The organism is Geobacter sp. (assembly GCA_009684525.1).
Classification (GTDB): domain Bacteria; phylum Desulfobacterota; class Desulfuromonadia; order Geobacterales; family DSM-12255; genus Geoanaerobacter.
The window spans coordinates 562531-575399 of record WKKR01000002.1 but is presented as its reverse complement, the minus strand read 5'-3'; the positions used below and the strand labels follow the sequence as shown (position 1 = coordinate 575399).

13 protein-coding genes are annotated in these 12869 nt (G+C 58.2%); 3 read left to right on the top strand and 10 right to left on the bottom strand.

Annotated elements, in window-relative coordinates; genetic code table 11:
• Positions 1-9: 9 nt before the first annotated feature.
• From pdxA to GJT30_08725, 10 genes are all read right to left on the bottom strand, one after another.
• Positions 10-1023 carry a 4-hydroxythreonine-4-phosphate dehydrogenase PdxA gene (pdxA, locus tag GJT30_08770; protein ID MSM39693.1) on the bottom strand — a complete coding sequence of 338 codons (1014 nt, stop codon included), beginning with the start codon at positions 1021-1023 and terminating at the stop codon, positions 10-12.
• Positions 1024-1145: 122 nt separating this feature from the next.
• The gene (locus tag GJT30_08765) at positions 1146-1562 is read right to left on the bottom strand and encodes a F0F1 ATP synthase subunit epsilon (GenBank protein ID MSM39692.1); all 417 of its coding nucleotides are present in this window, start codon (positions 1560-1562) and stop codon (positions 1146-1148) included.
• A 69-nt stretch (positions 1563-1631) separates the two neighbouring features.
• Positions 1632-3044 (bottom strand): F0F1 ATP synthase subunit beta, encoded by a 1413-nt coding sequence (atpD, locus tag GJT30_08760; protein MSM39691.1) that lies wholly within the window; start codon positions 3042-3044, stop codon positions 1632-1634.
• Between the two features lie 58 nt (positions 3045-3102).
• Positions 3103-3975 (bottom strand): ATP synthase F1 subunit gamma, encoded by an 873-nt coding sequence (gene atpG / locus GJT30_08755; protein ID MSM39690.1) that lies wholly within the window; start codon positions 3973-3975, stop codon positions 3103-3105.
• A 19-nt stretch (positions 3976-3994) separates the two neighbouring features.
• Positions 3995-5503, bottom strand: a complete 1509-nt coding sequence (locus GJT30_08750) for a F0F1 ATP synthase subunit alpha (GenBank protein MSM39689.1) — start codon at positions 5501-5503, stop codon at positions 3995-3997.
• 9 nt (positions 5504-5512) lie between these two features.
• Positions 5513-6055, bottom strand: coding sequence for a F0F1 ATP synthase subunit delta (locus GJT30_08745; protein MSM39688.1), 543 nt, complete (start codon positions 6053-6055; stop codon positions 5513-5515).
• The gene (locus GJT30_08740; protein ID MSM39687.1) at positions 6052-6669 is read right to left on the bottom strand and encodes a hypothetical protein; all 618 of its coding nucleotides are present in this window, start codon (positions 6667-6669) and stop codon (positions 6052-6054) included. Before GJT30_08740 ends, GJT30_08745 begins: the two co-directional genes overlap by 4 nt.
• Positions 6670-7095, bottom strand: coding sequence for a hypothetical protein (locus GJT30_08735; GenBank protein ID MSM39686.1), 426 nt, complete (start codon positions 7093-7095; stop codon positions 6670-6672).
• Between the two features lie 166 nt (positions 7096-7261).
• Positions 7262-8098: a ParB/RepB/Spo0J family partition protein gene (locus GJT30_08730; GenBank protein MSM39685.1), complete on the bottom strand. Its 837-nt coding sequence runs from the start codon at positions 8096-8098 to the stop codon at positions 7262-7264.
• Positions 8091-8864 carry an AAA family ATPase gene (locus GJT30_08725; protein MSM39684.1) on the bottom strand — a complete coding sequence of 258 codons (774 nt, stop codon included), beginning with the start codon at positions 8862-8864 and terminating at the stop codon, positions 8091-8093. The genes GJT30_08730 and GJT30_08725 overlap by 8 nt, the downstream gene beginning before the upstream one ends.
• Before the next feature lie 266 nt (positions 8865-9130).
• Here GJT30_08725 and GJT30_08720 point away from each other — a divergent pair, with 266 nt between their 5' ends.
• The 3 genes from GJT30_08720 (at position 9131) to GJT30_08710 (ending at position 12761) form a co-directional block, all read left to right on the top strand.
• Positions 9131-10348, top strand: coding sequence for a DUF3365 domain-containing protein (locus GJT30_08720; protein MSM39683.1), 1218 nt, complete (start codon positions 9131-9133; stop codon positions 10346-10348).
• 101 nt (positions 10349-10449) lie between these two features.
• Entirely contained in the window at positions 10450-11631 is a 1182-nt protein-coding gene (locus GJT30_08715) for a hypothetical protein (GenBank protein MSM39682.1), read from the top strand.
• The gene (locus GJT30_08710; GenBank protein ID MSM39681.1) at positions 11628-12761 is read left to right on the top strand and encodes a LysM peptidoglycan-binding domain-containing protein; all 1134 of its coding nucleotides are present in this window, start codon (positions 11628-11630) and stop codon (positions 12759-12761) included. The genes GJT30_08715 and GJT30_08710 overlap by 4 nt, the downstream gene beginning before the upstream one ends.
• Positions 12762-12869: the final 108 nt, after the last annotated feature.

The following is a 12869-nucleotide window of genomic DNA, read 5'->3' as shown; positions in this document are numbered from 1 at the left end:
ATGATCCTTTCACGGTCCGCTTACCGCGGCCTGCGCCTGGCGGGCCATGGATGCTGCCATCCTGATCGCCGCCGTCATGCTGGTTGCGCTTGCCGTGCCGCTTCCGGCAAGGTCATAGGCCGTACCATGGTCAACGGACGTGCGGATGATGGGAAGGCCGAGGGTTACATTCACACCGTCATCGAAATGGACCAGTTTCAGGGGTATCAGCCCCTGGTCGTGGTACATGCAGACCACGGCATCATAGCCACCGTCGATGGCAAAATGAAAGAGGGTATCCGCGGAAAGCGGGCCTTGCACCTCTATCCCCTCGCTCCGAGCCAGCGCAATTGCCGGCGCTATGATCCGCTGCTCCTCGTTGCCGAACAACCCCTCTTCACCGCAATGGGGGTTCAGCGCCGCAACCCCGATCCGGGGAGAAGGGATGAAGTAGCGTGCCAGATCACGGCTGGTGGTCCTGATGGTCGACAGTACCTTGTCAACGGTCAGGAGACCGGGCACGGCGGCCAGCGGCTCATGGATGGTCACGAGCGATACCCGGAGCCGGTCGCCGGCCAGCATCATGACGCACTCGCTGCTATTCGTCAGATGGGCCAGGAGTTCGGTATGGCCGGGATAGTGATGGCCAGCACGGTTCATCGCCACCTTGCTGATGGGCGCTGTTGCCATGCCTGCCACCCGCCCGGAACTGCAAAGCGTGGCAGCTTCGACGATGTAGCGGTAAACGGCATCGCCGGCGGTCGTTGACGGCTTGCCATAAACGATGTCGTCATCTGCGAGCCGCGAACAGGTCCGGAGGTAAAGCACTCCGGTGCGTTCATCCTCCCCGGGAAGGTCGTCGGTCTCCTCCACCTGCAACCGCACCCCGCTGTCCCTGATGCCCCTCTCCATGGCATTGCGATCGCCAACGACCAAGGGGCGGCAGCAGGTCTGTACGTCACTACCGGCTAGGGCCTTTGCGACGATCTCGGGTCCGATCCCCGCAGGATCTCCCATGGTTACGGCTATGATCGGTCTGTTCATGGTATTCTCCCGCTACAATCGCATCAGCGCCGATATACAATCTACGCCACGGCATGTCAAGAGTCGGCAAAAAAAAAGAGCGGCATAAGCCACTCTTTTCCCCATATCTGTTCCTGCCGGCGCTACTTCCGGGCAAGCTTGCTGGCAACCTGCATCCTGATCACGGCACGTTCCAGGGCAGCCTCCATGATCTTGTAGCTCTTGTCCTCGGGGGAGAGCTTCTTCAGCGCCTCCTCCGCCCGACCGAGCGCTGCCTTGGCCCGCTCGACATCGATCTCTTCGGCAGCTTCGGCGGTCTCGACAAGAACCGTGACCTTGTCGTCTTCGATCTCGAAGTAACCCCAGTTGACAGCCATATGCTCGACCTTGTTCCCGATTCTATAGGTAAACTCGCCTATTTTCAGGGAAGAAAGGAAAGGGGCATGGCCAGGCAGTATGCCGAATTCCCCAAGCGAGCCGGTAGCGGTTATCTCATCGACATCCTCTTCGAGGACCTTTTTATATGGTGTTACCAGTGTAAGCTTCAGTGATTCAGCCATGTATCAATCCTTGTAGGGGTGGAGTCAGTCCGCCCTTCATTTTGGCGCATGCAATGCGCCCCTCCAGAATTACGCGTTAAGCTTCTTGGCCTTCTCGATAACCTCTTCAATGGTCCCGACCATGTAGAACGCCTGCTCAGGGAGGTCGTCATACTTGCCGGCAACGATTTCCTGGAACCCTTTGACAGTGTCTTTCAGCTCAACGTAAACGCCCGGAGTGCCGGTGAAGGCTTCGGCAACATGGAACGGCTGCGAAAGGAACCGCTGGATCTTTCTGGCGCGGGAAACAACCAGTTTATCCTCTTCGGAAAGTTCGTCCATGCCGAGAATGGCGATGATATCCTGCAGGTCCTTGTACTTCTGAAGCACGTACTGCACCGAACGGGCAACGGCGTAGTGCTCTTCGCCGACGACCTGGGGATCGAGGATCCGGGAGGTGGAGTCGAGCGGGTCAACTGCCGGGTAAATCCCGAGTTCTGCAATCTGACGGGAAAGAACCGTGGTTGCGTCAAGGTGGGCGAAGGCAGTAGCCGGAGCCGGGTCGGTCAAGTCGTCAGCAGGGACGTAGATGGCCTGGACCGAGGTAATGGATCCTTTGTTCGTTGAGGTGATACGCTCCTGCAGCTCACCCATTTCAGTGGCCAGGGTCGGCTGGTAACCAACGGCGGAAGGGATACGGCCGAGAAGTGCGGAAACCTCGGAACCTGCCTGGGTGAAACGGAATATGTTATCGATGAAGAGGAGAACGTTCTGGTTCTCTTCGTCACGGAAATATTCTGCTACGGAAAGAGCAGAGAGGGCAACGCGGGCACGTGCCCCCGGAGGCTCGTTCATCTGGCCATAGACCAGAGCGGTCTTCTCAAGAACCCCTGATTCGCTCATCTCGACCCAGAGGTCGTTCCCTTCACGGGTACGTTCACCAACGCCGGCGAAGACGGAAAAACCGCCGTGCTGCTTGGCAATGTTGTTGATCAGTTCCATGATGAGAACGGTCTTGCCAACGCCGGCGCCGCCGAAGAGACCGATCTTGCCGCCTCGTGCATACGGTGCGAGCAGGTCAACGACCTTGATCCCCGTGGTAAAGGATTCGACTTTCGTCGACTGGTCCTGGAAAGACGGAGCAGAACGGTGAATCTCGTACTCTTTTTCGTTCCCTACCGGGCCTCTTTCGTCAACAGGCTCGCCTACGACATTAAGGATGCGGCCGAGTGTCTTGCGACCGACCGGCACGACGATCTGCTTGCCGGTGTCGAGCGCCTGCTGGCCACGAACAAGACCGTCCGTAGCGTCCATGGCGATGGTCCGAACTGCATTCTCGCCAAGGTGCTGGGCAACTTCGAGAACCAGGTTCCATTCCTTGTCATCAATGGCCGGGTTGGTCACGCGGAGGGCGTGGTAGATCGGGGGGAGCTTGCCAGGCTCGAACTCGACGTCAACAACTGCGCCGATAACCTGCGATATTTTACCGAAATTCTGACTCATGGTTTTTCTTTCCTCCTGCGGCCGGTCAGGCCATATGTTTTCGTAACGGAACGGTTTATTAGCCTTTAATCGATTCGGCGCCGGAGATGATCTCCATCAGCTCCGTAGTAATAGCCGCCTGACGGGCGCGGTTATATTGAAGCGTCAGCCTGCCGATCATCTCGGAAGCGTTTTTCGATGCACTGTCCATGGCGGTCATACGCGCACCGTGCTCGGAAGCGACAGACTCCAGCATCGATTTGAACATGGTGACTTCCACATATTTGGGAAGCAGCTCGCTGAGCAGTGCGGCCTTGGACGGCTCGTAGATGTATTCAGGCACATACTCGTCAACTGCGTCATTGGCCGCCTGGGGCGGCGTTATCGGCAGCAGCTGCTGAATCGTTATGTCCTGGGACATGACGCTGCGGAAAGCGTTGTATATCAGGTACACGGCATCATAGTCTTCTGCCACATAGCCATCGATGACTTCATGAGCAATGCTTGCGGCGGTCTGGTAACTGGGAGCAGCAAGAACCCCTGTATAGGTCTTGTGGATCTGCTGGCGGCTCTTCAGGTATTCATGACCTTTCCGGCCGATGCACATGACAGAGATTTCGGAGATTTCGCCTTTTTTCTCCTTGGCGAAACGGTCGGTCGCCTTGGAGATGTTGGCATTGAAACCGCCGCAAAGTCCGCGATCCGACGTTACCAGTATCAGCAAAGCCTTTTTCTGCTCCCGTGTCTCCAGGAGCGGATGACAATCGGCGTCCTGCTGACGCGCCAGGCGCTGTAGCACTTCCTCCACCTTCTTTGCGTAGGGGCGGGCGGCAACAACATTTTCCTGGGCCCGGCGGAGCTTCGCAGCCGAGACCATCTTCATCGCCTTGGTTATCTGGCGAGTATTTTTAACGGAAACTATCCGCTTTTTTATTGCCTTGAGATTTGCCATGTGTGGCTTTCCGTCCTTTTTAGGCAGTGAACTCTTTTTTCAGCTCATTCAATGCGGCGATCATCTTGGCTTTCAGTGCGTCGTCGATCGCCTTTTTCTCACGAAGTTCGGCAAGGATATCGCTCTTCCGGGTATCGAAGAAGGAGTTCAGCTCCTGCTCATACCGCTTGAGTTTCCCAACCGGGTATTCGTCGATAAAGCCGTTGTTGGCGGCAAAGATGATCAGAACCTGCTTCTCGAACGGCAGCGGCTGGTACTGGCCCTGCTTGAGGATCTCAACGAGTCGCTCACCCCGAGCGAGCTGCGCCTGGGTCGCCTTATCGAGGTCCGACCCGAACTGGGCAAAAGCTGCCATCTCGCGAAACTGGGCGAGATCGAGACGGAGAGTACCGGCAACCTGCTTCATCGCCTTGGTCTGGGCAGAACCGCCAACCCTGGAAACCGAGATACCGACGTTGATTGCAGGCCGTACGCCCGAATAGAAAAGGTCGGATTCAAGGAAGATCTGGCCGTCGGTAATGGAGATAACGTTGGTCGGGATGTACGCAGAGACGTCACCGGCCTGGGTCTCGATGATCGGCAGTGCGGTGAGCGACCCTGCGCCGCAATCGTCGGAAAGCTTGCAGGCACGCTCGAGGAGGCGGCTATGGAGATAGAAGACGTCGCCGGGATAGGCTTCACGTCCTGGCGGACGACGGAGAAGAAGTGAAAGCTGGCGATACGCCACAGCCTGCTTGGAAAGGTCATCATAGATGATCAGGGCGTGCTTCTTGTTATCGCGGAAATATTCGCCCATGGTAACGCCGGTGTATGGCGCGATGAACTGAAGCGGTGCCGACTCGGAAGCAGTGGCGGCAACAACGATGGTGAAATCCATTGCCCCGTGTTCCTGGAGCTTGGAAACAACCTGCGCCACCGTGGAACGTTTCTGGCCGATAGCGACGTAGATACAGACAACGTCGCCGCCCTTCTGGTTGATGATCGTGTCGATCGCAACCGCGGTCTTGCCGGTCTGGCGGTCGCCGATGATCAGCTCGCGCTGACCGCGGCCGATCGGAACCATCGAGTCGATAGCCTTCAGTCCGGTAGCCATCGGCTGATGAACCGATTTACGCTGGACGATACCAGGGGCCTTGATCTCGACCTGGCTGAACTTGTCGGTATTGATCGGGCCTTTGCCGTCGATCGGCTGACCGATGGCGTTGACGACACGACCGATAAGGGCGTCGCCGACCGGAACCTCGACGATACGACCGGTCCGCTTGACGGTGTCGCCTTCCTTGATACCCTCGAAGTCGCCGAGAATGGCAGCACCGACGTTATCTTCCTCAAGGTTGAGGGCCATTCCGGATATCCCGCCAGGGAACTCCAGGAGTTCGCCGGCCATCGCCTTGTCCAAACCGTGGATGCGGGCGATACCGTCACCAATGGAGATGATGGTGCCGGTCTCGGCAACCTCGACCTCCTTGCCATACTCCTTGATCTGCTTCCTGATGATCTCGCTGATTTCTTCGGCTCTGATTTCCATGGAACCCTCTTACCCCTTCTGTAATATATCTTGGATTCTATCAAGCTGAGTTTTGACGCTGCCGTCGTAGACACGGTCGCCGATCTTGGTGACAACCCCGCCGATGAGGGCAGGATCGACCTGGACCGTGAGCAGCACCTTTTTACCGGTGGATTTTTCGAGCGAAGCCTTGATCTCTTCCACCTGCCCGTCGGAGAGCGACATGCCCGAGGTTACCACCGGGCGGACAACCCCGGAAAGCTCGTCGGCAAGCTGGGCAAAGGTTGCCACAATCTGCTGCAGACAGGCCATGCGGCTCCTGTCGAGCAGCAGATGCAGAAAATTGCAGATGATCGGTGACAGGGAAAGCCTGGAGGCAATTTCCCCGAGAATTGTGTGCTTTGCATCAGCACCGTAGGCGGGATTGCGGAAGAGTGCCGAGAGGGGCGGATTGGCCGTCAAGGTATCATTGAAACTGACCAGCTCTGCATTGAATGCCTCAACGGTACCGGCTTCTGCACCCAGCTGCACCAGTGCCTTGGCATAACGTCTTGCTATTGCGCTTGCGCTCACTGTAGATGTACCACCTTGGCAAGATATTCGCCAACCAGACGATCCTGGTCGGTCTTCTCGATTTTTTCCTTCAGGGTCTGCTCGGCAAGCTGCACCGCAAGACGGCCAGCCTCCTCGCGCAGCTCAGTGCGGGCCTTGACAATCTCCTGGCTGGCGGCCTGAGCTGCCTGCTCGCGAATCTTGACCGCAGCAACCTTGGCTTCAGCGATGATCCGCTCCCTTTCGAGCTCCCCTTCGCGCTTCATTGCGGCATGGATCTCATCGATCTCCTTGTTTGCCTGCGCCAACTTGTCGGCATACTCGGCAAGCTTCCGCTCTGCAGCTTCGCGGGCAGTGACCGCTTCGGAGAGAGCCTTTTCGATCCCTGCCCGGCGATCTGACAGTGCCCCCTTGACATTGGCCTTCTTCAGCGCCCACCAGAGGATCAGGGCAAGCACTGTAAAATCGAGCACACGCCAGGCAAAATCCTTGAGCTGGGCACCGGTATCGGCATGGTGTGCTCCGCCGCCCCCCTCGGACGCAATACAGATCGCGGCGAACCCGACCGTTGCCAGGCCGGTGATAACAGGTATCAGCAGGGAACGCTTCCCCTCACGCTGAACAGAGTGTTGCATCTACAGACTCCTTCCGAGAACCTTCTCGCAGATCTCAAGCGACAGACTGCGGGCTTGCTCCTGCAGAGCAGACCGGGCATCTGCAGCCTCCTTGGCGATCTTCTGCTTGATACCGGCCAAGGATTCACCGGCCTCACCGCGAGCAGCATCCAGCAGCTTCGCCTCTTCGGCGGCAGCTTCCTTCTTCAGCGCCTCACGCTCTTCAAAACCCCTCCCCTTAACCTCTTTGAGGCGGGCCTCGTACGATGCCATTTTGTCGGCTACATCCTTATCCACTGCAGCCGCACGCTCACGAGCCCCCGCCAGCTCGGCGTCGCGATCGGCGAGTACCTTGCGGATCGGCTTGTAGAGGGCGAAATTGAGAATAACGAGCAGCAGCAGGAAATTGACAATCTGGATTATGAAGGACAGGTCAATATTGATCACACCAACACCCCTTGCCGCAAGATGTATACAGCATACATACTAGCGAGAACCTTTTGTTGTTACTGGAAAAACCAGAGATTGCTAACACAGGTATACAGTTATGTCAAGCATTTTTACCCCCGACGAGTATTTTTCATGAATGTGCCGGGAAGCAAAAATACCTGCATCAGAGCGATAATGCCTCGATAATTCTGGAGAGTTCATCCTGACTGGCAAAACTGATTTCGATGCGGCCACCTTTGCCGCTCGGCCGGATGGCGACCTTTGCCTTGAAGTGACGCTTCAGGCGCTCGGCAAGGTCGGTCATGTGCAGGTCGGGCTCTTTTTTCGGCTTCGGCCGCGCCCCGCCCTTGACCCGTTTGACCAGGGCTTCGGCGGCCCGTACCGTCAGGTCTTTCCCGACGATCTCATCGCGACAGCTCTTCATCTCTTCCGGACTCTCCAGGGCGAGCAGTGCGCGCGCATGCCCCATGGATAGCCGATCGTCCACCACATCCCGCTTGATCTCCGTCGGCAACCTGAGGAGCCTCAGAGCATTGGCCACCGTGGACCGGTCCTTGCCGACCCGCTTCGCCAGCTCCTCCTGGGAGAGCGAGAACCGTTCCTGCAGGGCGTGATAGGCCTCGGCCTCCTCGACTGCGTTCAGGTCCTCGCGCTGGATGTTCTCGATGAGCGCCATCTCCAGCGCGGTATCGTCGGAAACGTCCTGGATGACAACCGGGACCTCACGCAAGCCAGCTTTCTGCGCGGCCCGCCAGCGGCGCTCCCCGGCAATCAGCTCATAATGGTCGGCCTTCCTCCGCACGACCAGCGGTTGAATGATCCCCTTTTCCCGAATGGATGCTGCCAGCTCTTCGAGCTTGTCGGGAGAAAAGGTCTTGCGCGGCTGTCCCCGGTGCGGCCTGATCTCTTCGATGGGGCAGGAGAAAAAGGTCCCCTGCTCCGTCTCCTTCACCGGCAGAAGCGCTGCCATCCCCTTACCGAGGCCGGTCTTCTTAACCATGCGCACCCTCCCGCTGGAGCAGCTCCCGGGCCAGCTCAAGATAACTGGCAGCTCCCCGGGAGGCAATATCATACAGAATAATCGGCTTGCCGTGGCTCGGAGCCTCCGAGAGCCGGACATTCCGCGGAATCACCGTTGCAAAGGTCTCACGCGGGAAATGGGTGCGGATCTCGTCGCTCACCTGCCGGGCCAGATTGTTGCGGGCATCGTACATGGTGAGTAGTATCCCCGCAATGCTCAGACGGGAATTCAGCCCTTTCTGCACCAGGCGAATGGTCGTCAGGATCTGCGAAAGCCCCTCCATGGCGTAAAACTCGCACTGGATCGGGATGAGCACCGATGCGGCTGCGGTCAGGGCATTTACTGTCAGGAGATTCAGCGAAGGGGGGCAGTCGATGAGGATATAATCGTAGTCAGCATCAATAGTCGACAGCGCCTGGCGCAGCTTGAGCTCCCGCCCGGTGGTTGAGACCAGTTCCAGCTCGGCACCGGCAAGGTCAGGCGTAGAGGGGAGAAGGTGTAGCAAGGGGAGCCCGGTGGGAACGATCACCTGTGCCGGTGCCACATCGTTGATCAGGACATCGTAGATCGATTCTTCAAGAGAGGCCTTGTCGATCCCGACGCCGCTCCCCGCATTGCCCTGCGGATCTATATCCACGAGCAGCGTCCGCTTTTCTGCCGCGGCCAGCGAAGCTGCCAGGTTTACGGCGGTGGTGGTTTTTCCCACCCCACCCTTCTGATTGGCTATGCAGAGAATTTTGGCCATGGATGATCGAACATAATGGAATTATCTATGGAATTTGAGCATGACTAGGCTGCGAACGGTGCACTGTAGCATACTCCTCCCTGGATGAAAAGGGTGTTTTTCCCCTCATAAATTCACCCGGCAAAGCCGGGCCGATCATTCGGCAGGCGCCCCCGAAACGGTGGGGAACGGCCCGCCCGCAACGACGGTCATCGAGAATCGGGCTTCCTTGCACATCCCTTGCCGGCGGGTATACTGTCCTGATATGCCCGTTGGTGGAGGTCTGCATGTCCATTTTCAGCTCGTTGCGGCTCAATGCCAAGTTCAACATCATCCTGGCATCGATCTTCATCGCCATTCTCGTGTCCAACGCCATCGACGACTATCTGCGGCAGCAATCACTCATTCTGCGTGATGCCATAGATTATTCCCGCACCATGGCCCGCCAGATCATCGAAACCCGAACCTACCTCTCCGACGTGCTCAAAGGTGAGGCCCGCACCAACCCTGCGCTCATCCCACAGGTTGCAGCAACACAGGTTGCCCTGCGCATCAGCAAGGACAGCAAATTCACCATCAGGCAGGTTTCACTCCGTTATCGCAACCCTCATAACAGTCCCGACCCCTACGAAGCAGAAGAACTCAAGGCATTCTCCAAGGGTCCGGCCCGCGAGAAACACCAGATTGTCAGGGTGAACGGCCAGAAGGTCCTTCGCTACATGCTGCCGATGATTGCGGAGGAATCGTGCCTTGAATGCCACGGCAATTACGATTCCGCCCCTTCCTACATCCAGCAGCGCTTTCCGCGCGGACATTTCTCCTATAACTACCATGTCGGAGAGGTCATCGGCGCGGTTTCCGTATCGATCCCCATGTCCGAGCTCTACCGGACCATCGGCCGCAACCTCCTGAGCGACATCCTCTTCAGTGGCGGACTGGTCTTCCTCATCATCATCCTCCTCGGCAGCCTGATCAGACGCACCATCATCAGCCCGGTTCTGCGCCTTTCGGATTCCATAAATCAGGTCACCCTGACCGGCAGCTTCGACCAACGGCTGCAGGCCGCCACAAAGGACGAGATCGGTCAGCTCATTACCGCCTTCAACGCCATGATGGAGGAGATGGAGCAGCGGACCCTCCAGCGCCAGGAATCGGAAGAACGCTACAGGAACATGATCGAAATGGCCCAGTCCGCCATCGTGACCTTCCTGGGGGACGGCAAGATCGTCATTGCCAACCGGGCAGCCGAACGGCTTTTCGGCCTTCCCACCTCGGATCTCCTCGGGATCAGCTTCTACGACTTCCTGATCCAGGGGAACCAACTGCGCCAGGAGATCGACCAACGGGCCGATATGGACACGGCGTGGAGCGGCGAGGTCGTCCCCTATGTCTTCAAGGACATCCGCGGCCATCGCACGGCTGTGGAACTGGCGCTCTCGGCCACGCTCAGTGCCGGGCATCGCATGTTCACGGTCATCATCCGCGAAACCGGCAATGTGCGGTAACAGCTCCGATTTCTCATTCCAGCTGCCGTGCAATTACTGTTGCCAACCTGCCGTCACTCCTTTAGAATAGGTCCGTTTTGACGGTCCCAGCCAGGAGTGCCATGTTCAACGTTCTTCTCATATCCGACCAGCCGCGGCTGCACACCATCGTGTCGTCCGCCTGCGACCTGCAGGAGGGGACCTTCCGGATTGCTACCAGCCTCAACCAGGGATTGCAGGAGATCGGCAGGGATCTCCCCGATATCCTTTTCCTTCAGAACCGCCTATCAGGATTATCCGGGTCGATCCTCGTCCGCCATGTGCGGAGTCAGCTCAATGCTGCCACGCGCCTCGTACTCTTTACCGACGGCGGTGCGGACACCCCGCGTAGCGAAACGTCTGGCGATATCGAACTGGACGTCTCCGTTTCCGACACGGAGCTGTCCGACGCCATCTGCGAGATCATTGCCGACCAGATTGCCGCATTGGGGCAGGCCGGAGCGGAAGAGCCGCCGCAAACAGACGCAGCAGCTGTCGCGATCACATATCCGCCACCGGTTGCAGATGCAGATGTCGACAGCGTCATCCTTTCTACGGCACGACCCGTTTCCGGGGCCGGCACCGGATTCATGAACGACGAAACCAGACACGCCCAGGAGCCAGAACCCATTGACGATCCGCTCCCCCGGCAGGCAACGATCCTTTCCAGCAGCCCCCCCCCGATTCAATGGGAAAAGAAACGCGTCAAGGTGGCTTTTGCGATCATTGCCGCCGCATCTATCCTGGGATCGGGCGCTTTCCTCCTGGTCAGGCAGTCGGCCCAGCCCATACCCACTGCTGCGCCGTCTTCGAGCAAGGCAGCCGTCCGCCCAACCCCGCCCCCGCCCATGGCGGCTCCGATGGGGGCACCGTCGGCTCCACTCCCATCTTTCATACCTGTCCAGGCCCGCGATGCCGGATACTCCGCAGCAAACCCCGGCTGGGAGCGTTACACCAGCAGTGCGCGGGAGTACAAGATCTTCCGGGAACAGGGTGCCATGAAAGCGCTGCAGGTGCTTGATCGACGTAACGCCGGGATCGACCCGGCATTTTTCACCTCGGTGCTGCAGAATCTGGCGAAAGTCAGCGATTACCGTCTAGAATCCAGGGAAACCAAGGGAGAATTCCTCATGAAACGAGGGCGGCTCACCCCAACATCCCATGTAATTCTCTATAAAAGCAGATCGGACAAGACGCTGCATGCATTTGTCATCTATTTCGACGATGCGAGCACAGCTCCGTCTGACCGCAAGGGATTGCCATGACCAGAGATGCCCGACAGATCGGAAGATGGGGATGCTTTATCATGACTTTGGTAACATCCGGAACCCTGGCGTGGGCTGGCGGCCCAGCCCCCTATGAGATCAACATCAGGGATCTGGAAAGGCTGCGCAGCGGCGGGACAAAGGCGCGGAAAGTAAAGCCGGCCAAGCGGGCAACTGCAGCCAAACAGGCTCCAGCCGAACACCGCGACGAAACGCAACCCGCTGCCACAGACAGCTTCAGCATCTACACCGTGAAACCCGACGACAACCTCTTCAAGATTCTCATGCGCGACTTCGGCATGTCGAACCGCCAGGCAGAACTGTTGATTCCCGACGTCATGCGGGAAAACGGCCTATCGAGCAGCACCCGTCTCACCATCGGGCAGAAACTGCGCATTCCCCGGCAACACAGGAAATCATCTGCTCACAAGGCGCACAAGAGCCCACATCCCCCGCAGGCGGCAGAAACTGCAGAAGCCGAAACACCGGTTACAGCGCCTGAGCCCAGCAAAGAGGAGATCGCCTCTGTCGCGGAGAAACCGGCAGTGCCTGAACCGACCCCGGCAGCGGCAGAGCAGCCTGGTGCAACCGTGCACCCGATCACCAGCAGCGATCCCGACCAGATCGTGGACGGCATCCTTACCGCTCTCTCCCTGCCCTGGAGCCGGGATCGGGTCATTGAAGGGACTACCGGCCCCAAAGACGGCGAGCGGTTCAGCATCAAGGTGGATTGCTACGTGGAGAAAGAGGGAAAACGCTTCATCCTGACACGGGGAAAACAGGACCCCTTTGCCTATACCATGCTGCGACTCCTGGCAATGGCCGGCTACACCATCATCGAGCTGAACCGGGATGGGGGGTTTGCCTCCCTTGCCACACAGATCCTGACGGGATTGGAACTCCCCTACACCTCCGGCACGTTCCGGTTCATGCTGGCCGGAGGGGAGAACGGTGCTCGCGAGATGACCGGCTTCCTGACGTCACTGCCGCAGAAGCGGACCCAGGTCTTTCTCACCGACACCCCCCTGGATGCCATCGCCGTGGAACAGCTCGGTCACAGCAGCATCGAAGCGATAACGGTTCCTGAACCGGCGGTTCAGGAACCTGCTGCTCCGGCACCTGCCGAATAAGGCCACCTTGCTGCGCAGGGCAATCCTCTGTTCGGGACCTCCCTTGCAACATTCTGAAAACTACAGTCTGAACACAAAAAGGGCGATCATCCGATCGCCCTTTTTGTG

What these genes read in the sequence shown, in the direction of transcription:
- atpD (MSM39691.1), bottom strand. Translation starts at nt 3,044, where the DNA reads ATGAGTCAGAATTTCGGTAAAATATCGCAGGTTATCGGCGCAGTTGTT.
- GJT30_08750 (MSM39689.1), bottom strand. Translation starts at nt 5,503, where the DNA reads ATGGAAATCAGAGCCGAAGAAATCAGCGAGATCATCAGGAAGCAGATC.
- GJT30_08725 (MSM39684.1), bottom strand. Translation starts at nt 8,864, where the DNA reads ATGGCCAAAATTCTCTGCATAGCCAATCAGAAGGGTGGGGTGGGAAAA.
- GJT30_08765 (MSM39692.1), bottom strand. Translation starts at nt 1,562, where the DNA reads ATGGCTGAATCACTGAAGCTTACACTGGTAACACCATATAAAAAGGTC.
- GJT30_08710 (MSM39681.1), top strand. Translation starts at nt 11,628, where the DNA reads ATGACCAGAGATGCCCGACAGATCGGAAGATGGGGATGCTTTATCATG.
- GJT30_08740 (MSM39687.1), bottom strand. Translation starts at nt 6,669, where the DNA reads ATGCAACACTCTGTTCAGCGTGAGGGGAAGCGTTCCCTGCTGATACCT.
- pdxA (MSM39693.1), bottom strand. Translation starts at nt 1,023, where the DNA reads ATGAACAGACCGATCATAGCCGTAACCATGGGAGATCCTGCGGGGATC.
- atpG (MSM39690.1), bottom strand. Translation starts at nt 3,975, where the DNA reads ATGGCAAATCTCAAGGCAATAAAAAAGCGGATAGTTTCCGTTAAAAAT.
- GJT30_08715 (MSM39682.1), top strand. Translation starts at nt 10,450, where the DNA reads ATGTTCAACGTTCTTCTCATATCCGACCAGCCGCGGCTGCACACCATC.
- GJT30_08720 (MSM39683.1), top strand. Translation starts at nt 9,131, where the DNA reads ATGTCCATTTTCAGCTCGTTGCGGCTCAATGCCAAGTTCAACATCATC.
- GJT30_08730 (MSM39685.1), bottom strand. Translation starts at nt 8,098, where the DNA reads ATGGTTAAGAAGACCGGCCTCGGTAAGGGGATGGCAGCGCTTCTGCCG.